27 protein-coding genes are annotated in these 22,264 nt (G+C 61.3%); 24 read left to right on the top strand and 3 right to left on the bottom strand.

Translation table 11 applies throughout. The features are described 5' to 3' along the window. From narJ to F3H35_RS16685, 8 genes are all read left to right on the top strand, one after another. Nucleotides 1–702 (top strand): nitrate reductase molybdenum cofactor assembly chaperone, encoded by a 702-nt coding sequence (narJ, locus tag F3H35_RS16720; protein WP_149780753.1) that lies wholly within the window; start codon nt 1–3, stop codon nt 700–702. Nucleotide 703: 1 nt separating this feature from the next. Then, entirely contained in the window at nt 704–1,489 is a 786-nt protein-coding gene (gene narI / locus F3H35_RS16715) for a respiratory nitrate reductase subunit gamma (protein WP_149780682.1), read from the top strand. A gap of 5 nt (nt 1,490–1,494) precedes the next feature. Continuing rightward, on the top strand, nt 1,495–2,289 hold the full coding sequence (locus tag F3H35_RS16710; protein WP_149780681.1) for a peptidylprolyl isomerase: 795 nt from the start codon (nt 1,495–1,497) through the stop codon (nt 2,287–2,289). Between the two features lie 20 nt (nt 2,290–2,309). Then, on the top strand, nt 2,310–2,879 hold the full coding sequence (locus tag F3H35_RS16705; RefSeq protein WP_149780680.1) for a hemerythrin domain-containing protein: 570 nt from the start codon (nt 2,310–2,312) through the stop codon (nt 2,877–2,879). Beyond that, complete coding sequence (locus tag F3H35_RS16700; RefSeq protein ID WP_127562659.1) at nt 2,869–3,501, top strand: carbonic anhydrase; 633 nt, start codon at nt 2,869–2,871, stop codon at nt 3,499–3,501. The genes F3H35_RS16705 and F3H35_RS16700 overlap by 11 nt, the downstream gene beginning before the upstream one ends. Beyond that, nucleotides 3,498–4,775 (top strand): molybdopterin molybdotransferase MoeA, encoded by a 1,278-nt coding sequence (locus F3H35_RS16695; protein ID WP_149780679.1) that lies wholly within the window; start codon nt 3,498–3,500, stop codon nt 4,773–4,775. The genes F3H35_RS16700 and F3H35_RS16695 overlap by 4 nt, the downstream gene beginning before the upstream one ends. Nucleotides 4,776–4,786: 11 nt before the next feature. Next, entirely contained in the window at nt 4,787–5,308 is a 522-nt protein-coding gene (locus F3H35_RS16690; RefSeq protein WP_149780678.1) for a DUF2478 domain-containing protein, read from the top strand. Nucleotides 5,309–5,710: 402 nt separating this feature from the next. Continuing rightward, entirely contained in the window at nt 5,711–6,406 is a 696-nt protein-coding gene (locus F3H35_RS16685) for a hypothetical protein (protein ID WP_223228454.1), read from the top strand. Between the two features lie 517 nt (nt 6,407–6,923). Here the strand turns inward: F3H35_RS16685 and F3H35_RS16675 are convergent. Both F3H35_RS16675 and F3H35_RS16670 read right to left on the bottom strand, forming a co-directional pair. Continuing rightward, entirely contained in the window at nt 6,924–7,181 is a 258-nt protein-coding gene (locus tag F3H35_RS16675; RefSeq protein WP_017470289.1) for a helix-turn-helix domain-containing protein, read from the bottom strand. Between the two features lie 124 nt (nt 7,182–7,305). Beyond that, nucleotides 7,306–7,557: a hypothetical protein gene (locus tag F3H35_RS16670; RefSeq protein WP_149780677.1), complete on the bottom strand. Its 252-nt coding sequence runs from the start codon at nt 7,555–7,557 to the stop codon at nt 7,306–7,308. Nucleotides 7,558–7,767: 210 nt separating this feature from the next. On the opposite strand from F3H35_RS16670, the gene F3H35_RS16665 reads away from it, so the two are divergent. The 16 genes from F3H35_RS16665 (at nt 7,768) to F3H35_RS16595 (ending at nt 20,795) form a co-directional block, all read left to right on the top strand. Further along, nucleotides 7,768–8,136 carry a hypothetical protein gene (locus F3H35_RS16665; protein ID WP_149780676.1) on the top strand — a complete coding sequence of 123 codons (369 nt, stop codon included), beginning with the start codon at nt 7,768–7,770 and terminating at the stop codon, nt 8,134–8,136. 43 nt (nt 8,137–8,179) lie between these two features. Beyond that, entirely contained in the window at nt 8,180–8,800 is a 621-nt protein-coding gene (locus F3H35_RS16660; RefSeq protein WP_149780675.1) for a lytic transglycosylase domain-containing protein, read from the top strand. A 71-nt stretch (nt 8,801–8,871) separates the two neighbouring features. Then, on the top strand, nt 8,872–9,192 hold the full coding sequence (locus tag F3H35_RS16655; protein WP_149780750.1) for a TrbC/VirB2 family protein: 321 nt from the start codon (nt 8,872–8,874) through the stop codon (nt 9,190–9,192). Beyond that, nucleotides 9,185–9,463, top strand: a complete 279-nt coding sequence (locus tag F3H35_RS16650; RefSeq protein ID WP_043772477.1) for a type IV secretion system protein VirB3 — start codon at nt 9,185–9,187, stop codon at nt 9,461–9,463. The genes F3H35_RS16655 and F3H35_RS16650 overlap by 8 nt, the downstream gene beginning before the upstream one ends. Beyond that, the gene (locus tag F3H35_RS16645) at nt 9,453–11,828 is read left to right on the top strand and encodes a VirB4 family type IV secretion/conjugal transfer ATPase (protein ID WP_149780674.1); all 2,376 of its coding nucleotides are present in this window, start codon (nt 9,453–9,455) and stop codon (nt 11,826–11,828) included. Before F3H35_RS16650 ends, F3H35_RS16645 begins: the two co-directional genes overlap by 11 nt. Next, nucleotides 11,825–11,992 (top strand): hypothetical protein, encoded by a 168-nt coding sequence (locus F3H35_RS18940; RefSeq protein ID WP_188130016.1) that lies wholly within the window; start codon nt 11,825–11,827, stop codon nt 11,990–11,992. Before F3H35_RS16645 ends, F3H35_RS18940 begins: the two co-directional genes overlap by 4 nt. Further along, entirely contained in the window at nt 11,982–13,136 is a 1,155-nt protein-coding gene (locus F3H35_RS16640) for a lytic transglycosylase domain-containing protein (protein WP_188130015.1), read from the top strand. The genes F3H35_RS18940 and F3H35_RS16640 overlap by 11 nt, the downstream gene beginning before the upstream one ends. Beyond that, on the top strand, nt 13,136–13,945 hold the full coding sequence (locus F3H35_RS16635; RefSeq protein ID WP_149780673.1) for a type IV secretion system protein: 810 nt from the start codon (nt 13,136–13,138) through the stop codon (nt 13,943–13,945). The genes F3H35_RS16640 and F3H35_RS16635 overlap by 1 nt, the downstream gene beginning before the upstream one ends. Before the next feature lie 16 nt (nt 13,946–13,961). Continuing rightward, entirely contained in the window at nt 13,962–14,615 is a 654-nt protein-coding gene (locus F3H35_RS16630; protein ID WP_149780672.1) for a virB8 family protein, read from the top strand. 2 nt (nt 14,616–14,617) lie between these two features. Beyond that, nucleotides 14,618–15,313 (top strand): TrbG/VirB9 family P-type conjugative transfer protein, encoded by a 696-nt coding sequence (locus F3H35_RS16625; RefSeq protein ID WP_149780749.1) that lies wholly within the window; start codon nt 14,618–14,620, stop codon nt 15,311–15,313. Continuing rightward, nucleotides 15,310–16,689, top strand: coding sequence for a TrbI/VirB10 family protein (locus F3H35_RS16620; RefSeq protein ID WP_149780671.1), 1,380 nt, complete (start codon nt 15,310–15,312; stop codon nt 16,687–16,689). The genes F3H35_RS16625 and F3H35_RS16620 overlap by 4 nt, the downstream gene beginning before the upstream one ends. Nucleotides 16,690–16,693: 4 nt before the next feature. Next, nucleotides 16,694–17,680 carry an ATPase, T2SS/T4P/T4SS family gene (locus tag F3H35_RS16615; RefSeq protein WP_149780670.1) on the top strand — a complete coding sequence of 329 codons (987 nt, stop codon included), beginning with the start codon at nt 16,694–16,696 and terminating at the stop codon, nt 17,678–17,680. Then, nucleotides 17,677–17,871, top strand: coding sequence for a DUF4177 domain-containing protein (locus F3H35_RS16610; RefSeq protein WP_149780669.1), 195 nt, complete (start codon nt 17,677–17,679; stop codon nt 17,869–17,871). Before F3H35_RS16615 ends, F3H35_RS16610 begins: the two co-directional genes overlap by 4 nt. Then, nucleotides 17,868–18,278 carry a hypothetical protein gene (locus F3H35_RS16605; RefSeq protein ID WP_149780668.1) on the top strand — a complete coding sequence of 137 codons (411 nt, stop codon included), beginning with the start codon at nt 17,868–17,870 and terminating at the stop codon, nt 18,276–18,278. Before F3H35_RS16610 ends, F3H35_RS16605 begins: the two co-directional genes overlap by 4 nt. A gap of 12 nt (nt 18,279–18,290) precedes the next feature. Then, nucleotides 18,291–19,367: a type IV secretion system protein gene (locus tag F3H35_RS16600; RefSeq protein WP_149780667.1), complete on the top strand. Its 1,077-nt coding sequence runs from the start codon at nt 18,291–18,293 to the stop codon at nt 19,365–19,367. A 78-nt stretch (nt 19,368–19,445) separates the two neighbouring features. Continuing rightward, entirely contained in the window at nt 19,446–20,795 is a 1,350-nt protein-coding gene (locus F3H35_RS16595) for a hypothetical protein (protein ID WP_149780666.1), read from the top strand. A gap of 53 nt (nt 20,796–20,848) precedes the next feature. Here F3H35_RS16595 and F3H35_RS16590 read toward each other — a convergent pair whose 3' ends face one another. Continuing rightward, nucleotides 20,849–22,114: a GIY-YIG nuclease family protein gene (locus F3H35_RS16590; protein ID WP_149780665.1), complete on the bottom strand. Its 1,266-nt coding sequence runs from the start codon at nt 22,112–22,114 to the stop codon at nt 20,849–20,851. Nucleotides 22,115–22,264: the final 150 nt, after the last annotated feature.

Genomic DNA, 22,264 nt, shown 5'->3' with positions numbered 1-22,264 from the left:
ATGGACCGCACACTCAAGGCCCTGTCGCTGATCCTGAGCTATCCCTCGCGGGAGCTTCAGGAGGCCATGCCCGAAATCGGGGGCGTCATCGCCGCCGATCCCCGCATCGCCGCCGACACACGGGCTGCGCTGCGCAGGTTGACCGATGGCTTTGCAAAGGCCGACCTCTACGACCTGCAGGAAAGCTATGTGATGCTCTTCGACCGGTCGCGGACGCTGTCGCTCAATCTTTTTGAGCACGTCCACGGCGAAAGCCGCGACAGGGGCGGCGCGATGGTCAGCTTGATCGAAACCTACCGGGAGGGCGGGTTCGAGCCCGCCACCTCGGAACTGCCGGACCACCTGCCGGTGTTGCTGGAATTCCTGTCGACGCGTCCCTTCGCAGAAGTGCAGGAGACTCTGGCGGACGCGGCGCATATCCTTGATGCTCTCGCGGCCCGCCTCGGGCGGCGCGACAGCGGGTATGCTGCTGCGTTCGCCTCCCTCTTGCAGCTTTCCGGAACCCGCGCCGACGCGGAAGCGGTGGCCGACATGCTGGCCCAGCCGGATGATGACCCGACCGACCTCGCGGCGCTTGATGCCGTCTGGGAGGAAACCGAGGTTACATTCGGCCCCGATCCGAACGCAGGTTGCCCGCAAGTCCGCGACATGCTCGCGGCGATGGACAAACCGACCCCGAAACCATTGAACAGGAGCGCATGAAATGTTCGGCGACTTCGACATCAACTTCGTCATATTCGGGGTCATGCCCTATGTCGCGCTGACGATCTTCCTCGTGGGGTCGATCGTGCGCTATGAACGGGACCCCTTCACCTGGAAAAGTTCCTCGAGCCAGCTCTTGCGCCGCAAGCAGCTGATCTGGGGCTCGATCCTGTTCCATGTCGGTATCCTGACCGTGTTCTTCGGCCACCTCGTCGGTCTGTTCACACCGATCTGGGTGCTGGATGCGATCGGCATTCCCTATGCGCTGAAGCAATGGATGGCAGTCCTGATCGGCGGACCGGCCGGGATCGCGGCCCTGATCGGCTCGACCATGCTGCTGCACCGTCGCCTCGTCGATCCGCGCATCCGGGTGACATCGACCTTCCCCGATGTTCTCATCATGGTCCTGATCTGGCTGCAGCTGGCTATCGGCCTTCTGACGATCACCCAGACGCTTCAGCACATGGACGGGTCGGAAATGGTCCGCTTCATGACCTGGTCGCAGAGCGTGGTCAGCTGGAACATCAACGCCTGGGTCACGGTGGTTGACGTGCACTGGCTCTACAAGCTGCACATCTTCCTCGGCCTGATCATCACGGCGCTGTTTCCCTTCACGCGGCTGGTGCACATCTGGTCGGGCTTTGCCGCTCCTTTTCGCTACCTGCTGACGCGGCCCGGCTACCAGATCGTGCGCTCGCGTCGGCATCGCCCGCTCGAAGACCGCCGCCGCGCCTATGACAAGGTGCAAGCCAAGCGCGGTCCCACCTCCACGACGCCAGCGGAGTGAGCCAGATGAACGTGGCCCTGTTTCCCGATGTCGTCGTGAACAATGAGACCATCCCCTCGGCGGCAATCGCCGCCGAGGCCCAGAACCACACTGGCCCGAAGGACAAGCCGGGCATCGCCTGGCGCAAGGCGGCGCAGGCGCTGGCCATCCGCGCACTGCTGTTGCAAGAGGCGAAGCGCCGGGGGTTGACGCCCGACCCGCTGGAACTGGCGCCAAGCCGCTTCGAGACCGAAGACGAAGCCCTGATCCGTGCCCTTCTGGATGAAGCGCTGGAAATCGAGCCGATTGCCGAGGACGCGGTCCGTGCGGAATGGCAAAAGGACCCCGACCGTTACCGATCCGCGCCGCTCTGGGATGTCTCGCATATCCTGTGTGCCTGCGATCCGCGCGACGACGCCGAACGCGCCATGGCCGAGGCGCGGGCCCTTGCCCTGCTGGCGCGGCTTGACGGTGATGCCAAAGGGTTTTCCGCCGCTGCCCGTGAAAGCGATTGCGGCTCCAAGGCTTCGGCTGGGCATCTGGGCCAGCTTGGCCCGGGCGACACCGTGCCCGAGTTCGAAGCGGCGTTGCGCACCCTGGCCGAGGGCGGCATCAGCCCCACACCCGTTCTCTCTCGGCACGGCTGGCACATCATCCGCCTGAACGCCACAGCACCAGGTCAGGTTCTGCCCTATGAGACCGTCCGCCCCAGAATCGCGCAGGCGCTGGAAAAGGCGGCCTGGGCGCGGGCATCACGGGACTTCGTCGAATCTCTGGCCCAAGGCGCACAGATCACCGGCGCAAGCCTTGCGCCGATCTGAACCACGCGAAAGGACGTGTCATGCAACCGTCAGAGCCATTGCTGCGTGGGAGCGGTGATAAACCGACAAGCCCGAGCCTGCTTGCAAATCCTCTGGATTTCATCAGTGAAGATCACTTGCGCGAACGTCAGATTTGCGCAGTGATCGACGGGCTGGCATCGGCGGACGCTCTCGATCGCCAGGCAGCGACAACGGTGCTGCGCTTTCTGAACGAGGAATTGAACGTCCACCTGCGCGACGAGATGGAAGATCTGTTCCCGCTTCTTGCCCGGCGCTGCACGGAGGAGGATGCGATCGAGGGTGCGATCGACCGGATCAGGGCTGATCAGGATGAGGCGATGCGTCTGTTGCCTGAAGTGCGTGCGATGCTGGCTGGTTGCCTCGACAGGGGGGCCGATCTGACCGCCAAGGAGCGCGCCGTGTTGTCCAGGTTTGCGGGGCACGTGCGCCGCCACCTCGTTGCCGAAAACGCGATCCTCCTGCCGATTGCCCGCGCCCGGCTGACTCGGGCCGATCTGCAGACCCTGTCGAAACACATGCGAACGCGGCGCGGGCTGCCAGATTCCCCGGAGACGACCGATGCTGAATGATCTTCTGGCGCGCAACGTGGCTTGGTCGCAACAACGTCACGCCGAGGAACCCGACTATTTCACCCGCCTTGCGGCCCTTCAGGCGCCCGAGTTCTTCTGGATCGGCTGTTCGGACAGCCGGGTTCCGGCCAACGTGGTCGCGGGGCTCGATCCGGGCGAGGTATTCGTCCATCGCAACGTCGCCAACATCGTTCATTCCTCGGACATGAACCTGCTCTCGGCGCTGGAGTTCGCGGTCGATGCGTTGCATGTGCGCGAGATCATCGTTTGCGGCCACTATGGCTGCGGCGGGGTCAAGGCCGCGACCGAGGATCTGCCCCATGGTCTGGCCGATCACTGGCTCGAGCCGATTCGGCGTCTGGCTCGCGCTTACGCGGTCGATCTGGGGCGCGAACCCGATCTCGAAGGACAACGTGACCGACTGGCCGAACTGAACGTCGTCGAAGGGGTTCGGCGTGTCTGCGAAACGCCGATCCTTCAGAGGGCATGGCGTCGCGGAGCCGATGTCCGCGTGCACGGCTTGATCTACGGGCTCAAGGACGGGCGCCTGCGAGATCTCGATTGCAGCATTGGGCCCGGGCACTTCCAGGCTGCCCAATCCACACAGGAGGCAGCACAATGACCATCCATCAAGCCATCGCGTCACCGGGCTGCGGCTGTGACAGTCAGGACATGCTTCACGCGCTGATCAGCATCGACGAGGCGCTTACCCGGATTGCGGCGCACACTGCACCGGTCGGTCGGACCGAGGCCGTGTCGCTCGACCGCGCCTTTGGCCGCATTCTCGCTCAGGCGGTCCGGTCCCGATCCATGGCACCGGCTTTCGATAATGCGGCGATGGATGGCTATGCGATCGCGACATCGGCCCTGACTGGCCCCGGACCCTGGGTGCTGCCGGTCGTTGCGCGCGTGCCTGCCGGACAGGCGGTGACGACACCGGTTGCCGGAGCCGTGGCGGCCCGGATCTTCACGGGCGCGCCAATCCCAAGTGGCGCGGACGCTGTCGTGATGCAGGAGGATGTACAGCGTGACGGGGACGTCATTCATCTGTCGCGCCGACCTGAACCGGGTTTGAACATTCGCCGTGCGGGCAGTGACATGGCCAGCGGCGCAACCGTCCTCGACAAGGGGCAGAGGCTCGGCCCGAGGGAGATCGCCGCCTGCGCCGCCGCCGGCGCGGGCATCCTGCGCGTTCGGCGCAGGATGCGCGTAGCACTGCTGGTCACCGGTGACGAGGTTCGGCGCGCCGGAGGCGCCCGCGAGGCCGCCCAGATCTGGGACGTCAACACGCCGATGCTGACGGCAAGCCTTGCCTGTGCGGGCGTTGAAATCGTGGCCTCTGCCCATGGTGCTGACAGTCTTGCAGGGCTTGTCCGTCAATTGGGCGACATGGCGTCGCAGGCCGATCTGGTCATCACCACGGGCGGTATCTCGGTGGGCGAGGAAGACCATGTGAAGCCGGCCGTCATGGCATTGGGCGGCGAAACTCTGTTCAGCGGCGTCGCGATCAAACCCGGCAAGCCGGTGTCGGTCGGGCGCATCGGCAAGGCGCACTGGCTTGGATTGCCTGGCAACCCGGTATCGGCCTTCGTCACATGGCAGGTCTTCGGACTGGCGCTGATCCGTGCCCTGAGCGGCGAGGGACCCATCCCAACCCGGCGCCATGTCGTGACCGCAAGCCCAATCCGCCGCAAGCCCGGGCGCTGCGAACTCCGACCCGTCACTCTGGCCGGTTTTGATGCAGAGGGTCGCGAGATCGTCAGTTTCGAGGATGCCACGCATTCCGCTCGTGTCGGACTGCTTTCCCTGGCCGACGGGTTGATGTTCCTGTCGGCCGACGCCGAGAGCCTGCCAGCCGGTGCGCTAGTCGAATTCCAGCCGTTCTGCCAATCCTGAGGAGTCCAGATATGAAACTTGCCTACACGATGGCGCCGGGGCGCGGCGATACCGACCTGGTTCTTGAACGGCTGGCAACCGACCTCGCGGCTCGCGGTCTCAGATGTTGCGGCACTGTCCAGATCAACAGCGAGCGCTGTGATGCCGGCCCCTGCGACATGGACGTGCGAGTGTTGCCCGATGGTGCCGTTCTGCGCATCAGTCAGGACCTCGGCCCGCAGGCGCGGGGGTGTCGCCTCGACCCAACCGCGCTGGAAACGGCGGTCGGGTTGGTCGCGGCCGATCTCTCATCCGGGGCGGACCTCCTGATCGTCAACAAGTTCGGCAAACACGAGGCCGAGGGACGAGGGTTCCGCAACGTGATCGCCGAGGCGATCGCGATGGACGTTCCCGTTCTGGTTGGTCTCAATGCGCTCAACCGACCGGCTTTCGAGACCTTCGCGGAAGGGCTGGCAATCCAGCTGCCGCCCGAACCCGAAGCACTGATGGCGTGGATAGACGAGGTGACCGCGCCGGCTCACGAACTGGTCTGATTTTGGCTGATCGCCGGGATCTTTTATTCGTCTTTCTGAGGTGAAAAGGCTTCCGTCTACACCGGACACTCAGGCATAACCATGGAGGTTTAGGCATATGCCCAAGCACGTGCTTATGTCTGACTATGAGATCATCACTGATGGCGGCCGCCGGCGCCGCTGGAAGGCTCCGGGGAAGCTGCTGATCGTCGAGGAGACCTTGGAGGAGTGGGCAGATTTACCATAGCCCTGAAGAGCTTAACGTCCGCCTATGTGCAAAACACGTGCAACTTGAGATCAAAGCGCAGCACCAAAGGCTTAGGGTTACATTTTACATAAACTTCATTATGCGACTTTATACTTAGCGTTGCGATAGTATATTATTGTATGTATGCTGAACTCCTATCACGGAGGCTCCACAGCATGCGCCATTTACTCAAGAAGCTCCTCCCCTCGGTCGCAGTCGCTTTGACCGTGACAGGTTCTTCGCTGCCAATACCTGCCCGCGCGCAGACATACCCGATCGATTGCGCGATCCTCTTGTGCCTGTCTGGCGGCTGGCCTGCTTCCGTCCCTTGCGCCCGAGCCCGCGCCGAATTTATCCGGCGGATTACACCTTGGCCGGTCGAACCACCGCTGCAAATCTGGCGCTGTCCCATGGGCGCCTCCTACGAGAACGATCGGTTACAAAACAACGCTGGCGGCATCTTTGATGCCTTGTACCGAACGGACAGCCGTCGACCGCTTCAATCCTTGCTAGTAGATAATCTCGTTCCCACCGACCTCGCCCTGCGGCTCGTTCAGGACCGCGCGGACATCGATATCAGCGGGCCAGAGTTCAATTTCGTGCGGTCCATCCGCGTCTTCGATGTACGGTATGCACGACAGCACGAGTCCGGGCGCGATGGGGATTGTAACCGAAGCGCGACCGTGGTCCTCGGCACCTACGGGACCCAAGGCGATTTCTCATGGCAGCGATCTTCGATAACTGCCATGCCCGAGGCCCATGTGGGACTTGAACGTTGGGGCGAGCATTGCCCTGGCATTTATCACCGATCCGTCTTCGTCGATTGGCGTGACTATGACGGCAACTACGGGTTCGAGCAGGTGAACTACTGACCTGCCGCCACGTAGATTTGTCATGGAAGACGGCTTCTTTGGCTTGCACGACCGCACCGCATACGCTTCGCGGTCCACATGCTGTTTGGCGTTTAGGCAAACACCGCGGGTTCGCTCTGTTCACCCGTCGTCGCTTCTTCCGATCCTCGTCAGCGCATCGAAGTCGATTTCTTGCTTCTGTTCGTCACTTATATCCGGCCGGGTTTCCGATACCGGCTGGGGCCCTTGGACGTCCCACATCACCGCATGTGAGCCTGTACTCCAGCGATAAACCCAACCAACAACACTGCACCCATCGGTACCGATCAGATTGGCGATCGCGACGCCCTCACCCCTATCATCGTTCACTGTTTACTGACTTCCTGCACTGTGGCGCTGCGAATTGCGGCGTGGGATTGCAGAGCGTTCACTACGACCGCGCGCCGGGCTTCTTTGATGTTGGCTACCTGGTCCTCGATGAGGAAATGATCATCAGACCGGGAAAGTGGGTTCCCGTGTTCTCAACAATTCATTGGCTTCAAATCCTGTGGTCGGGCTCCGTGGCGGCTTCAACGATCGCCAGAACCTCGAACGGGTCAAAGCCGATGGCGCGCGCCAAGACGACCAGCTCGACAACGTCGACCCGGCGCTGGCCGCTCTCAAGGCGGGCAATAAGGGACTGGTGGCATCTGAGCCTGTCTGCCAGGTCTTTCTGACCAAGGCCCGCTTTGACACGGGCGTCGACCAACGCCTGACAGAGTGCCACTTGTCCCTTGCTTCTGATTGTCTTTGCCACGCGTCACATACCTTTTGTGACGTCGCTAGCGGATGAAATCTGTTATCTAAAAAGTAGATATATGAGGGTGTTATCGGCGTCTGGTTTCCATGGGCTGCAAGTCTGATGCTCCCGAGGTTGCCCATCAATCCCCTACCAATTGTAGAAATCGGCCGTAGTCCTCACTGACCTCCCTCGCTTCCTCGAACGCGCGGGCGCGTTCGCCGTCGAGGCACCGGAAGTAGCTCTGGATATCCTGAATGTAATCTTCGAAGTCCCCGCGGATGATGTCCGCATAGTCCCGCGCCGCCTGCGAATCGCTTGGCAGGAAAGGACGGACCGGGGCGAAGCAGGATTCCGCCAAAACCGGCCCAGGAACGCAGATCAGAAGGGCCATAGCTTGCAATGGGAGCAGGCATGTCAACCTTGGGTTTCTCAAACCTGTTATCTCCTTGATCGCGGACACTGGCCGTGACTAGTGTTTGCGTAACCAAACTACAGCTAAGGCACGATATTACATCTTGCGGTTGATAGTATACTATCGTAACTCTGGGCTTCAAGTAGGAATGCCCGGGATTGCGCCATTGGAGAAAGCGTGAGCCGGGCCATGAACTGGGACATCGAAGCACCAAATGTGGTTACGGAAGCCAGGTTCCGCGAGCTCGTGGAAAGCGGCTATAGCGCAGAAATCCTGTGCCAGGAGTCGGCACATAAGAAGGGCCCCAGCTATTACGGGGTCTGGATCATGCGCGTTGTCTCTGATGACGGGGTGGAAAAGCTCCTCGTCACCGCCCGCACGCGGACGACCTACAACGATATCAAGATTCGCGAGTTCAAGACGATCTCCGGCGTGGTGTCTTTCTTCATTGGCCTTGGCTTTGCACATGTCGACCTGCCGCTTAAGGCGGGTACAAGCCGCACGCATAAACTCGCCCCGTCAGACAAAGCCCCATCAGACAAGGCCGCTGACAACTAACCTCGTCTGCCTCTGGCTGGTCGCAGCACCTGCCTCAGCGCAAATGGTCCTGGTCATGGAGGGCGACGGATCTCTGACCCCATCCCGGTCTCAGAGCAGTTTTGCTCGGAACTACAATGATGGCATCGGTCAGGGATCGGCTGCCGACGAACTTGCGATTTTCGGCAGCGATGAAACTGTGCCAGAGAGAGAAGCGATGCGCTTTGCAGCCCGTGTCGGTCCGGCACCCCTGCCCCGCGCCGATGTCCTCTCCGGGATTCAGACCACGGCCTTGCGCTATGCCGGCCATCCCGGCCTGCGTCGCGCGGGGCTTTCCGTGACGGATTGGCTGGCTCTCTATCGGGCCAATATCGAGGTTGAGAGCGCCTACCGGCAGGATGCGATTTCAAGTGCAGGTGCCATTGGCCTTGGTCAATTGATGCCAGAGACGGCGCGTGATCTGGGCGTCGACCCGCGTGATCCGCTGCAGAACCTCGACGGCTCCGCGCGCTACCTCGCGATGATGCTGGAAACGTTTGGCGATCCAAGCCTCGCGCTCGCGGCCTACAACGCCGGACCCGATGCGGTCCGCCAGTATGGCGGCGTTCCCCCCTACCGAGAAACCCAGAACCACGTGGCCCGCGTCATGGCCGTCGTGGCCCGATTGGAAGGATCAAATTCATGATGTCCCAACCTTTTTGGAAATCATTCCTCAAAACACTTATCGGCAATGTCACGAGAGCGCGCAGCGCGGCAGTGCATTGGCGATACCGCTTTTTCCAAACAAGTTGGTTTTCAAACCTCTTTGTCGCCTCGCTGGCGCTATTCCTGTTCATTGCCGAGCCCGCCGTTGCACAGAGCATCGATCTCTCCCCGATCCAGAGCTTGTTGCAGGGCATTGTCGATGCGCTGACCGGACCTCTTGGTGTGGTCATCGCCACACTCGCGGTCCTCGGCGTTTTCTTGAGCTGGTTCTTCAACATCATCGACCTGCGCCAAGCGCTTTGGGTCCTCGTGGGCATCGCCGGTGTTGCGGCCGCCCCCACCATCGTTGCCGCGGTTTTTGCCGGTGGCTGAGCGCGCGCCTCTATTTCTCGGCCTCGTGCGCCCGCCCAAGCTTCTGGGCCTGCCCATCATGTATGCGATGGTCTGGCTCTTTGGCTCGGTGCTCTTGTTCGTCTGGGTCCAGCACATCGGGGTGCTGGGCGTGGCCGCCCTTCTTTATCCGGTACTGTGGAAGGCCGCCGATTGGGACCCGCGTTTCATCGACGTGATGATGACGGCGCTGCAGGAAACGCCACCCACGCGAAACCGCAGCATCCATGGCGGGGACAGCTATGCCCCGTGATGACGCCCGTGATGCTGCGCTCGATGCCCGCACAATGACGCCGGACTGGTACGCGCGCGAGACCCGCCTCGCGCATATGCTGCCCTATGTGAGCCTCGTTGACGACCAGACCGTGCGGACCCGGGTGAACGAACTCTTCCGCTGCATCCGGCTCGAGGGGATCAACAGCTACACGACGGACGATGCCTATCTCGACAAGGTGACGGCGCTTTTTGCCCGCATCGTCGCGCAGCTCGGCCCGGAATTCAGCTATTACGTCCACAAGGTCTCCAAGGCCATCAAACCTGATCTCGACCCCATCCGTGAGGACAGCTTCGCGGGCGAGGTGGACCGGCGCTGGCGCGCGAAACTCGAGACCAGCGGGCTCCGCGACAAAACACTGACGCTCACCGTCATTCACCGCCCGCCTCCGAAAAGCCTCCTGCCGCACCTCGGCCGCAGCGCGCCGGACCGACTGAAGGAGGAGACCCGCAAACGCCTGCAGCGCCTCAGTGAGGCCGTGAACGTCTTCCTCTCGGGGCTTACCGAGCTCAAGCCGCGCCTGCTGTCAGCCGGATCGGGAGAGTTGGTGGGGTTTCTGGGCGCGCTCAACACGGGCACCGAGCTGCCGCTCTATCCGGCCAACACCTACGGCTTTCTGTCTGTCAACGTCGCCAATACCCGCGTGACCTTTCACGGCGACCATTTCGAGCTTTCCGAGGGCGTCGTGGGCCACCGCTACGGCAAGAGTTTCACCATCGGGGAATACTCGGAAGGCACCTCCTGCACCATGTTCGACATGCTGAACCTGCCGGTCGACATGATCGTCACCCATTCCTTCACGCCGATCAATTCGAACCTCATGGCGGGCCGCATCAAACGGCAAAAGCGCCAGATGCAGGCCAGCCAGGACGCGGCCCTCTCGCTCCTGGAAGCCCTCGATATCGCCGCCGATGATCTCGAGGCCAAGCGCCAAAGCTTCGGCGAACACCATATGGTCGTGACGCTCTTCTGCGAAACGCTCGAAGAGCTGCAGACGCTCAGCGCCGAAATCGTGAACGCCGCCGCGACCGAAGGCGTGAAGATGATCGGCGAGCGGGTCGCCGCAAAGGCCCATTACCTCAGCCAGCACCCCGGCAACCAGCCAAAGCGCGTTCGCGCCAGCGCCGTCACCAACCGCAACTTCGCGGATTTTGCGGCCTTCCACCGGACACAGCTCGGCAAACCTGCAGCACTTACCCCTTGGGGCCGGGTCATCACCTATTTGCCCACGCCGGAGCAGAGCGCCTACCGGTTTTCTTATCACGAGCAGGGATCGCCCGACAAAGAACCCACCAGCGGGCATACCCTGATCATGGGGCGGCCCGGGTCGGGCAAATCGGTGCTGTCGGCCTTCCTGATGACCCAGGCCCGTCGCGCAGGGGCGCGGATCTTCGTCTTCGACTACCGTCTCGGTATGGAGATGGCGGTGCGCGCCAATGGCGGGCGCTACGCGTCCCTGAACGCCGGCCAGCCCACGGGCCTCAACCCGCTCTGGACCGAGACCGATGCGCGCGGCACCGCCTGGCTCTCGGATTGGCTCACAACCCTGCTCTACCGCGCCGACAAGCCCCTGACGCCCGCGCAGACCAACCGCATCCAGGAAGTCGTGCGCCAGAACGCGCAGGCCACAAACCCGGCCCTGCGGAACTGGCGGGATTTCGCATCGCTTTTTGTGTCCACCGATGATGGCGGCGATCTGCACCAGCGCCTGCTCGAGTGGACCGAAGACGGCCGCTATGGCTGGATCTTCGGGCAGAGCCTTGAGGACACGTTCTCGCTCAAAGGCGATGTCGTGGGCTTCGATCTGACCGGCATTCTCGACAGCGAGGCCGACAAGGAACGGATGGCGGTCCTGTCCTATCTTTTCCGCCGGGTCGAGCGCGAGATCGAGGACCGCCGCCCCACCATCATCGTGATCGACGAGGCCTGGAAGGCGCTCGACAACGCGTATTTCGCCGAGCGGCTGTCGAACTGGCTGGTGACAGCGCGCAAGCAGAACACCGTCGCGGTGATGATGACGCAATATGCCAGCCAGCTTGAGCGCACCCGGACCGGCAAGACCATCGTCGAGGCGGTGCCGACGCAGATCCTGCTGCCCAATATCCGCGCCAGTGCCTCGGACTACGCCATGCTGAACCTCACGGAGAAGGAGCTCGACGTCCTTCTCAACACGGGCAGCAACAGCCGTTTGGCGCTGATCCGCGACGATCAGGGCTCAATCGTCGTCGATGCCGATCTCAGTGCTCTCGGGCCCAATCTCACGATCCTTGGCGGCATGGAAAAGGGAGAAGCGCTTGTCGGCGCCGATTACCGCGACCGCCCGGACTTCTGGAGGCTTTCATGATCCGTATTCTTATCGCTTTGGCTGCGCTCGGCGCGCTGGCCTCCTGCACCCAGTATCGGGAGCCGCAGGCCAATTGCTTTTCCTTTCTCGCCTCGACGGCAGCGACAGCCCAGGATTGCCACTTCGTACCGCTCGGCGCGCCGGAGGGCGACATTGAAGTCTAGTCTGCCTCATATCGTGGCGCTTTGCCTGCTGCCCGGTCTGGCCTCGTCTCAAGGTGTGCCGACCAATGACAGCGGGCTGACCGCACGGGACATCGTCGAAACTGGTGATCGCGAGGCTGACCTCGCCACTCAAGCCGACAAGCTTTCCGTGCGCGAGCTCATTGCCGAGATCGAACGGGAGCAGCTGGAAACCCTCCAACGCATCCTCGATGCCCAGTCGAGCTTCGGCGGTCAGGGCCTGCCCGCCATGGTCTCGGGGCTGGAAAGCGGCAGCGGCGATCCGGACCGCTCCGTAGAGGCGGTCTATGGCACGGGTGAGATCGATCCAAATCCCGGCGGAGCGCAGATGTTCGGAGACGCTTCCGAGAACATCGAGCAGCTCATCATCCGCGTCGCTCAAGAGACGAGCGGCTTTGCAGGCGTGGGCCGCGCGGGTCTTTCGCCGGTTCAATGGCGGGCTCTGCTGCAGGCGCTCATCTGGCAGGAAAGCCGTTTCACCATCGGTGCTCGCTCGCCGGTCGGCGCCTTCGGCCTCACCCAGATCATGCCTGGCACCGCCAGCGATCTTGGCATCAACCCGGAATACTATGACAGCCCCTATCTGCAGGTGCATGGCGGCGCGCGTTACCTCGCGACCCAGCTCAACACATTCGACGGCGACATCATCAACGCGCTCGCCGCCTATAACGCCGGACCCGGCCGTGTCTTCGAATATGGGGGCGTACCGCCCTTCGCCGAGACCCAGCACTACGTCCAGGTCATCCCCGAACGCTACAATCTCTATCTGAGCCGCATCGGCGGGATCGAAGCGCTCGGCACGATCGATCCGGCGCTTCTCGCCAATGCGAACCTCTCGATCACCGGGCACGGTGCGGCGTTCTATGGCAACAACTCGCCCGCCGCGATCCGGCAGGCCGCCCTGCGCATCGCGGACATCGTCGAGCAGATCTCTGAAACCGAGGATGTACAGGAGAGCATCGCGCTCAACACCTATGCCCGCGCCGAACTCGTGCGCCTCGTCGCGGCCCGCATGCGGCTACAGGCCGCCCGCACTCGCGTGCTCTCCGCCGAAGAGTTGGCTCAGGCCAGTGCCCGTATGGCCGAGGGCGCGTTCATGGAATTCACGATCAGGGAGATAGACTGATGGGACACTTATTCATGAGAACGGCTTTGGCCACGACACTCGGCGTTGGTCTGCAGCTCGGCACTCTCTCCCCTGCCCTCGCACAAGGCGTGCCCGTCGTCGACACGCAGAACATCGCGCAAAATATCCAGCAGCTCCGGCAGATGATCGAAGACGAGATCCTGCAGAACGAGCAGCTGACGCAGCTCCGCGAACAGCTCGCCACACTCACGAACCAACTCGCGGAGCTGCAAAGAACCTACGAAGCGCTCACCCGCCTTGCCGAGCTTCCCGAGATTATCCGCACCGAGATGGAAGATGAATTGAACGGCCTGCTCGATCAGGAGTTCGGCGACATCCTCGCCACCATCGAAGCCATCAAGACAGGGGACTTTTCCGGCCTGTCCGGGTCAGGCGCGGGCGAGATCGAAACCCAGATGGATCGGGTGCTGGCCGATCTCGGATTTGACGATGACACCCTCTCGGAAATGGCCACCAGCGGCAATCCCGGGGCCAACCGCGTGGCAACACAAGCCACGACCGGCGCGCTCGTCTCGGCCGCGGCCCAGAACAGCTATGAAGACGCAGGGCAATCGCTGGAGCGCATCGACCGGCTCGTCGGGCTGATCGATGACATGGACGAACTTAAGGAAAGCATCGATCTCAACACGCGCATCACGGCGGAACTGGCGATCGCGCTCGTCGCCATGTGGCAGCTCGAAGCGGTGCAAACCGTGGGTGACGGCACCGGCGGTGTGATCGATGCCGCCACCATCGCCGAGGAACAGCGGTTTATGGACTTCACGCTGCCCGAGTTGCGGGCAGACTGATCAAGGGTTGTGACAGGTGGCGAGTGAACAGGAAATCATCGAAGAAGAGCTGGTCTATGGTGCGCTGCGCCGCGAACGGCTCTGGCAGCGCCTTGGCCTGATAGGCCTTGTCTTCGGCGTCATCGGCTGCCTGAGCGCCGCGGCTGTCACAATCCTCGATGTCGACCCCCCGCCCGTCGTTGTCCCCTATGATCCCGCTACCGGCTTTGCCCTGCCCGAGGCCTCGGTGGGCGCGACGTCTGTCACGGCCAACCAGGCGATTATCGAGGCGGAGGTCTTCCGCTATGTGACCGATCGGGAGGTCTATAACCAGCTGGACAACGATCTGCGCATACGCAGCGTTCTGCGCCGCTCGGACGGGGCCGCCGAGAGCGGGCTGCGCCAAATCTGGAACAGCGCCAACGAGAATTACCCGCCGACCGTCTATGGCCCCAATGCCCGGCTCGACGTGGAAATCCTCAGCATCAACCGGATCGGCACCAACCGCGCCACGGTCCGCCTGCGCAAGCGCCTGACGTCTATCAATGGCGTTCAGACAGGCCTCTTCACTGCCACGCTTCTCTTCGAGTTCCGCCCCGAGACCCGCCGCTCCATCGATGAGGTCTGGACCAACCCCTTCGGCTTCACGGTCCTCGAATATTCCGTCCGCTCCGACAGATTGGAGAATTGAATTTGTTCCCTGCTCGACTTTTCATATTGCTGATTGCCCTGTTGCCCGGCCTTGCTTTCGCCGAAGCCATCCCGCGTGGCGGGCCCAATGACAATCGGGTGCGGCTGGCAACATATCAAGAAGGTCAGGTCTACCGCCTCAGCGTGTCGCTCACCCATGTGACCACCATCGAGTTCGGCGAGGGCGAAAGCATCCGCTCGATCATAGCGGGCGACACGGAGGGCTTCGAGATCGACGGCGTGCCGGGCGGGCAGGCCTTCGCGATCAAGCCCGTTGCACGCGGCGTCCATACCAACGTGACCGTCTATACCAACCGCCGCAGCTACTACTTCAACGTCCAGGAGACCCGCAGCCCGACCTTCTACGTGGTGCAGTTCCGCTATCCCGAAGACAATGTACGGCCCACGCGTGCCATCGCGGCCCACGCGCCAAACTACAACTACGGTGCCAGCGCACGTACCGAGTTCACCCCGACCCGCGTCTGGGATGACGGGACCTTCACGTATTTCGAATTCCCGCGGAACGCGCCCGTCCCCGCAATCTTTCGCTACGCGAATGGCCGCGAGCGGACGGTCAACACGCAAGCCACCGAGGACGGCGTGATCCGGGTCTCCGGGGTGAACAGGCAATGGGTGCTGCGGATCGGGGACGAGGTGGTCTGTATCGAGGCCACACCGCCTGCGGGGATGGGATCATGAGCGATACTGGAAACGCAGACCTCGAGAAACGCCTCGCTGCTCTAGAACAAGGCAAGGGCGCTGGTTCGCCCCCTGCCCCACGGCGCTCACCGCTGCTCGCTTTGGTCGTCGTCCTCGTGATCGGCGCGGGCGGTGCGTTGCTCTATCTCATGTCCCAACCCGAGGAAGAGGAAGCCCTTCCCACGGCCACGCCGGACGTGTTCCAGAACGAAGGCGACGGGTTCGGCGCCATCGAGACCTTGCCCCCGCCCGAGCCCGAGGTGGTTCTGGTCGCGCCGGAACCGGTCGAACCAAATGCCGAGCTTCTGGCGCAACTCGCAGCTCTTCAGGCCCAGATCGAAGAGTTGCGCAATGCGCCCGAGCCGGTCGTCGAGGAAGACACGGTTGCCGCAGAAGCGATCGATGCGCTGACAGCCCAAATCGCCGCCCTGCAAGCCGCATCGGAAGCCGCGCAGCAGCAGTTTCGCGATGAGCTAACGGCGCGCGATCGCGAGATGGAGCAACTCCGCATGGACCTCGAACTTGCGCAGCTCGAGGCCAACCGCCCACTTCCCGCACCCACCGGGCCCACCGAGGACGAGTTGCGCGCGCGGGAAGAAGAACGGCTGCGCCGCGAGGAAGAAGCACGACGGCTCGCGGAACTTGAACGCCGCGCTGCTGAGGAGCGCGCGTTTCAGGAACGCCGCATCACCTCGCCCACCATCGCCTTTGGCGGCACCTCTGGCGCAAATGAGACGGCTCTGACCGAGCGGACCTTTGGCGAAGTGACGGATTTCGTTCTGAACGGCGCGCTGCCCACTTCGGTGACACAGGCAGAAGTCATCGCCAATCCCTCCAACACGATCATCCAGGGCACCATGATCCAGGCCGTCATGGAAACCGCGCTCGACAGCTCCCTGCCCGGCCAGACCCGGGCCGTTGTTTCCGAAGACGTGTTCAGTTTCGATGGCGCGCGCCTCCTGATCCCGCGCGGGTCCCGTCTTATCGGGCGTTATCGCTCCGGCGTCGATATCGCGCAGCGCCGGGTCACCATCGCCTGGGACCGGATCATCCTGCCCGACAATCAAACCATCCAGATCAGCTCCTTCGGGGGAGATGAACTGGGCCGCTCAGGTGTCACCGGCTTTGTCGATACCCGCTTCGATGAGCGCTTCGGCTCGGCGGCGCTGATTTCGCTGATCTCCGCCGCGCCAAGCGCCGCTGCAGCAAATGTTCAGGACGAGACCACGGCGGACGTGCTCGAAGACGTGGGCGACGATCTTGCCGATGCCACGGACTCTGTGATCGGAGACTACCTCTCCATCGGTCCCGTCATTTATGTCGACCAGGGCGCCCGCGTCACGGTGATGGTCGACCGCGATCTGGAGATATTCTGAGCCCATGTCGCTGAGCTATCTCCAGACCTCGCTCGACCGGATCGACGCCGCCGCCCGCGACGATGTCATCGAGATCTGCATCAATCCCGATGGCAGCTGCTGGGGAGAATTCCAGGGCGATCACTTCATGCGGAAGCTGGATCAGGCGTTGACCGCAACAGAAGTGAAGGACCTCGGCAACCAGATCGCCTCTTCCGCCAACACAACAATGAGCAAGGACCGCCCCATCGTCTCGGTCTCGATCACCTACAAGGGGCGACCGATCCGGGCCCAAGTCATCACCCCGCCTGCCGTGCTCTCTGCCATGTCGATCAGCCTGCGGTTCTTCTCGAGCCTGCCGCTCGATGGGATCGCGCTTGATTTCCTCTATGGCAAAGAGCGCAAACTCGAAGAACTCCGTCTCGAGAAAACCCGCGAACTGCGCGAGGTCGTGGCGTCTGGTGTCATCGACGATGCCCTGGCCTTCTGCGTCGACAATAAGCTCAACATGATCGTCTCGGGCGGCACCTCCACCGGCAAGACCGTCGCCGCGCGGAAGATCCTGTCTCACGTGCCATCAGAGGAACGCATTGTCACCATCGAGGAAGCCGCCGAGCTTCTACCGACCCAGCCGAATGCTGTGACCCTGATCGCCAATCGCGATGCGGAGTTTCAGACCGCCGATGTGCTGCTCACTGCCACGCTGCGCATGCGCCCCGACCGGATCATTCTGGGCGAGGTGCGCGGAAAGGAAGCCATGACCTTCCTCGAGGCGATCAACACCGGCCATGGCGGATCCATGACCACGCTGCATGCCGAAACCCCGCAACTTGCCGTACAGCGTCTCGCCATCGCCGCGCTCAAGACCGAGATCCCAATGACCTATGCCGACATGATCCAGTACATCGAGAACTCCATTGACGTGATCATCCAGGCCGGTCGCCACGACGGCAAACGCGGCATCACCGAATTCTACCTCCCCGGCGCAACAGAGATCGGAGCTTCCCAATGAAGACCTTTGAATATGACATCCTCAGCTTTCCAATGACCCGCAAAACCAGCCTTTCCGACATGCAGGCCAGCCTGAATGCCAAAGGTGCGGAAGGCTGGGAAGTCGTGTCGATCAGCTCCTCGGAATTCGCCAATATCGGGCACACCGTTTTCCTGAAGCGCGAAACCACACCTGCTGGAGCCACGGCATGAGGCAGGCGCAGCACCTCACCTTGGCCGCGCTGGCCCTAAGCCTGACGCCTGCCTTCGCCGTTGCCGAGCGCAACCTAGTGCCAACCCTCGATCGCAGCTTTGACGTCTGTCCGGACCGGCCCGCCGAGCCCGTCTGGATGCAGGCGATCCCCCTGCGCCAAGCCTATCAGCGCGTGTTGGTCCAGGATATCTACCGCGCCCAGAACCTCGAGCGGGTCGTCGAGACCCGCCGTTGTGACTGCGAAATCCGCTTTCCAGCCTGGGACGAGGCCGAGGCCACCTTCCGCGATCACTATGCCAGTGCCGAACGATGGGAGATGCTCGAAGCCTCGGACGTCTACAACCGCCGCGCCAATGCCGCCCGAACTGCCGCCAAGGCCATCTGCGACGCCGTAGGTAATTGGTAAGGCAGCCCCGCGATGAGTGTCGTCACCTACTTCGTTGAAACCTCCCAAGGCTATCTCAACACCGCCGCCGAGACACAGTTCGGGTCTGTTGCTGCCACGGTGGGAACGCTTCTCGTTCTTGGAACAACGCTGGTGGTGATCCTCGTTTTCCTGAACATGATCTATCAGTACAAAGCGATGGACGGGCGAACGGCATTCTGGCTTGCGGTCAAGATTGGTCTCATCGGGATATTTGCAACCAATTGGGTGCAGTTTAACGCATTCTCGTCCGCAATCCTCGCGGGGATCGACAGTATTGCGGGCGCGCTGGTCGCCTCCGTCGGTGGTGGCGTTCCAGGTCCATCGGGGACATTTGCAGAAGAATTTGACCGGCTCATCGCCGAGCTTGGAGAATACCTTAACGCGGCCGGGTCTGAGCTCAACTGGATGGCCGGCGCGATGCTCGACATTGTTGGCGTGTTGATGTTGTCGATCTTGGGAGGGCTCGCTGCATTTATCTTGGTCGCGTCGCGTTTGATGATCGCGCTGCTCATTGGCATCGCACCCGTGATGATCTTCCTCTCCCTTTTCGAAGTGACCAAGGATTACTTCGCGCGCTGGCTGTCAGCACTGGTCTCCTTTGCGCTCTACCCAATCGTCGTGGCTGGCGTATTCGCAACAATCACAGGTGTATCATCCGCCCTCATTGGTGAACTCGGCGACCCGGAAGGGGCCTCAAATATAGGCGCGCTCATCCCCTTCTTCATGATGGTCCTCATGGCCAAGGGCTTCATCATCGCCACGCCGTTCATCGTTCGCGCGATCTCAGGGAACATTATGATGCCAGCGCTGTCTGGGGGCTTGGCAGGAAGCTACAGCTTTGCGCGCGCTGCGATGGGCAATCAGCAGGCTTACAATCGGTATCTTGTTGGTGGTGCCAGTGGAGCCGAATATGCAGCACTCAGAGCACGGCAGTTCTTTGGGGCCCAACAAATGCCGCAACGGCCGGGAATGGCAAATGTGACACCTGCAGGGGGCAGTCCATCCACCGGAACCGGATCGCAAATGATGGCGCAGCTGGCTCGTTTGGGAAGGTTGGGGAGGCGTTGATGAGGTTTTTTTCTGCGACGCCGTTGAACAATGAATGAGCGAGGGTCCCATAAGCATTCGCCAGTAAAAACGGTACCATTGGAGCTGGTCCAAGCAGTCCTGCGCTCAGCAATCAATGGAAGATCTGTCGGGCTTGAAGAGGCAATACGGACCCTGGATTGCGATGCCCATCATGCTGACCTCATCTTGCGCCAGATGGCCGAGGCTGGGTACTTGGAGCCTGCCGACATCTTTGACAGTTTGTTTTATTGGCAGCTAACGCCGAATGGGACTCGCCTCGCACTGGAACCCAAGCGAAAGCGTATCGGGCGCGATAAGGTTCAGACCATCATTTCTGAACTTCTCGCCCGGGCCAAGGTCATCAACGGCGATTCCGATCGCCTGCAGCGCATCACCTTGAAGCTATTCGGCAGCGCGCTTGAGGAGCGAGACGACTACGGTGACGTCGATGTTTCTATCGCGTATCTACGACGCCAGCTGAGCGATATCGAACGTGAGCGCATAGAAAACGCACTGAAAGCCCGCCAAAGCAATTCAGATCGGCAAACCTTTCAAGGGCGGCTCATGGGCGCGGAACGTCAGGATACGCGGGAAATCATGGCGTTCCTGAAAAAGGGGCTGCCACATCTTTCGCTCATGAATGATGATCCTATGGACCTTGGCGCACCGTACCGTTGGCTGGTCGACCACGACGTGAAAACAGACAGGCCAGTGGATGTTCCTGACGATATCGTTCGACCCAATGGGCCTTCGATCCTCGACCAACACCTGAGGAAACCGTTACCGCCCATCACACTGCTTGAAGCACGACACAGAGCCATTTCTGCGAATACCAAAGTTGCGATTGATGACATGCACATAGGTTTGGAGGACGCAGCCGCGCTCGAAGAGCAAATGTGGTCTCCAAAGGTCACACGCGAAGGCGATTTCGTTGCTAACGACATCAGAAGTGAGAAGCGGGTCAAATTCGCCGGGTTTCAGCACTCATGTCCGATCTGGAAGAAAGACCTAGGCAGCGTAGCGATGTTGAAGGAAGCCCTCGACTGGTGCGATGAACATAAGGTTTGGGTCAGGGACCTATTTCCGAGAGTTTCAATCCAACGGTCCGACCGGACACATATCATACGCCTCGGGTGGGGCCATGACCTGATCTATTTCAATGTCGGTGGTAAATCGACAACTGGGAGCCTGCTTCCTATAAATCGGACACGCGTTTCCAAAATTGACTTGGCCGGCGCTTATGCGGTCGGCAGGGCACTTTCGAAGATGTATGACGAAAGTAGGTCCGCAAAAATGCCATGGTTCAGCGCTGACATTTTGCTTCCGTTAGTCGAGGTAGACAGGCTTCCAGATTTCCCGCGGCTGCATAAAGCTGGCGCGTTCAAAGAAGGCGCGTTTCAAGGCCTGCGGGAGGTCACCTTCTTCTGAGCTCGGATCACGCGCCCTACTCCGAACGAACCTGTTTCAATAGAGAAGCACGTCTAATTGCCCGGCTCCACCTTGACGATCAACTGGCGTTGACTGTCGTACCTGTACTCATGCAACCTGCGTTCTTGAATGAGCTGAACGGCTTGGCTCACATGCTCAGGAAGCACGTAGAACCATTCTCGAGGATGGACCGCCTTGCCGAACCGGTCGGTGATCACAAGACCCTGCGGCCGCGCGACATCAAAAAAGCGATGCAAAAGATCCTCGACCTTCATGCGTTCCAGATTGTGTAACTCATAGGTGGCGACAATTTCGACAGGCGCGAGCAGGAAAGTTGGGTCGTTTTTCGCATCAGCGATGCGCCGCCGGACATCCTGACTGGTCACACCGACCTTGTGCAGGATCTTTGATACTTCTGCGATTTCCGGGACTCTGGACAGGCTTCGCGCCACATACACTGTGCCGGTGACCGCCATGCTATCCTGATCCCATTCTGGATCGAGCCGGCCAAACCCAGCCCTTTCGACAATCCGTGCGGTCTTATCTGCTGCGAGCGCTTTGCGAAATGACGACGACAGAGGATCATTCTCCATGCCATTGGAGAAGATGATCCGCAAACGGTGATCTGGTTTGCCGCTTCTGCGCGACAGTTCCGTTTTTTCGGCGACATAGACCAGAAGACCACGATGGATGAAGAAATCGCCTTCGTAGACCGTGATCTCTACATTGTCCTGAACCGGGAGAACCTTTCGATCTCCGGACTCGAGCTTCGACTGCATCTCGGCAAAGCCGCCTTCGAAGTGTTCGAAATCCGGACACGGGAACATGTCGGCCCGGTGGTCAGGCAACTGGCGCTCTGACGCTGGCGTCACATTTCGTATGTTCAGAACCGCGTCGTGCACGTCCAAGTCATCATCGCCGAAGATGTCGTCAAGACTTGTCGGTACTTCCTCGTCGGCAACGTCTTCGCGCCAATCGGGCTCAGGCATAGGCAGAGCCTCTGCATCGGCAATGGTTGCGGTCCGTGTCACTGGATGGCCATGTCCAAGAAGCCGATTCCGATCAGCCTCCATCATCGCAGCCGTTGGACTGGTCCGGATCGATCGCCAGATCGTCCCGAGCTTCATTTCCTCAAGGTCTAAGCTGTTGTCGTCCGGAATTCGGCCATTCGACTCGTAAAATACATTCACCTGCGAGACGATCTCGGCGTTTCGAGCATCCGGCGTTGCCGCCTCGCCGCGGTTCCGCTCCTTGATCTCGAGCAGCCCAAATTCATCCGGCTCGTCGAAGATTTCATCGAGAGATCGGTAGCGCGGCATATGTCTCAGGCTCCCGAATGAGTCGCCCGCTGGCGTTCGGCTTTTTTGGTTTTGATATAGGCATGGGCTTCCGCAAGGCGCTTCTCCAACGGATCGGCCGAATGAGGGTTGGGTTCGCGGCCTTCCTGCGCCCGAAACCGCTTGATGCGC

This window comes from Roseovarius litoreus, assembly GCF_900142765.1.
GTDB lineage: Bacteria > Pseudomonadota > Alphaproteobacteria > Rhodobacterales > Rhodobacteraceae > Roseovarius > Roseovarius litoreus.
This window is presented reverse-complemented; position numbering and strand designations above follow the sequence as displayed.

Coding starts and splice junctions, on each gene's coding strand:
- F3H35_RS16660 (WP_149780675.1), top strand. CDS start 8,180: ATGGTCCTGGTCATGGAGGGCGACGGATCTCTGACCCCATCCCGGTCT.
- F3H35_RS16590 (WP_149780665.1), bottom strand. CDS start 22,114: ATGCCGCGCTACCGATCTCTCGATGAAATCTTCGACGAGCCGGATGAA.
- narJ (WP_149780753.1), top strand. CDS start 1: ATGGACCGCACACTCAAGGCCCTGTCGCTGATCCTGAGCTATCCCTCG.
- F3H35_RS16690 (WP_149780678.1), top strand. CDS start 4,787: ATGAAACTTGCCTACACGATGGCGCCGGGGCGCGGCGATACCGACCTG.
- F3H35_RS16695 (WP_149780679.1), top strand. CDS start 3,498: ATGACCATCCATCAAGCCATCGCGTCACCGGGCTGCGGCTGTGACAGT.
- F3H35_RS16610 (WP_149780669.1), top strand. CDS start 17,677: ATGAAGACCTTTGAATATGACATCCTCAGCTTTCCAATGACCCGCAAA.
- F3H35_RS16670 (WP_149780677.1), bottom strand. CDS start 7,557: ATGGCCCTTCTGATCTGCGTTCCTGGGCCGGTTTTGGCGGAATCCTGC.
- F3H35_RS16705 (WP_149780680.1), top strand. CDS start 2,310: ATGCAACCGTCAGAGCCATTGCTGCGTGGGAGCGGTGATAAACCGACA.
- F3H35_RS16620 (WP_149780671.1), top strand. CDS start 15,310: ATGAGCGATACTGGAAACGCAGACCTCGAGAAACGCCTCGCTGCTCTA.
- narI (WP_149780682.1), top strand. CDS start 704: ATGTTCGGCGACTTCGACATCAACTTCGTCATATTCGGGGTCATGCCC.
- F3H35_RS16700 (WP_127562659.1), top strand. CDS start 2,869: ATGCTGAATGATCTTCTGGCGCGCAACGTGGCTTGGTCGCAACAACGT.
- F3H35_RS16605 (WP_149780668.1), top strand. CDS start 17,868: ATGAGGCAGGCGCAGCACCTCACCTTGGCCGCGCTGGCCCTAAGCCTG.
- F3H35_RS16635 (WP_149780673.1), top strand. CDS start 13,136: ATGGGACACTTATTCATGAGAACGGCTTTGGCCACGACACTCGGCGTT.
- F3H35_RS18940 (WP_188130016.1), top strand. CDS start 11,825: ATGATCCGTATTCTTATCGCTTTGGCTGCGCTCGGCGCGCTGGCCTCC.
- F3H35_RS16600 (WP_149780667.1), top strand. CDS start 18,291: ATGAGTGTCGTCACCTACTTCGTTGAAACCTCCCAAGGCTATCTCAAC.
- F3H35_RS16685 (WP_223228454.1), top strand. CDS start 5,711: ATGCGCCATTTACTCAAGAAGCTCCTCCCCTCGGTCGCAGTCGCTTTG.
- F3H35_RS16665 (WP_149780676.1), top strand. CDS start 7,768: ATGAACTGGGACATCGAAGCACCAAATGTGGTTACGGAAGCCAGGTTC.
- F3H35_RS16710 (WP_149780681.1), top strand. CDS start 1,495: ATGAACGTGGCCCTGTTTCCCGATGTCGTCGTGAACAATGAGACCATC.
- F3H35_RS16645 (WP_149780674.1), top strand. CDS start 9,453: ATGCCCCGTGATGACGCCCGTGATGCTGCGCTCGATGCCCGCACAATG.
- F3H35_RS16615 (WP_149780670.1), top strand. CDS start 16,694: ATGTCGCTGAGCTATCTCCAGACCTCGCTCGACCGGATCGACGCCGCC.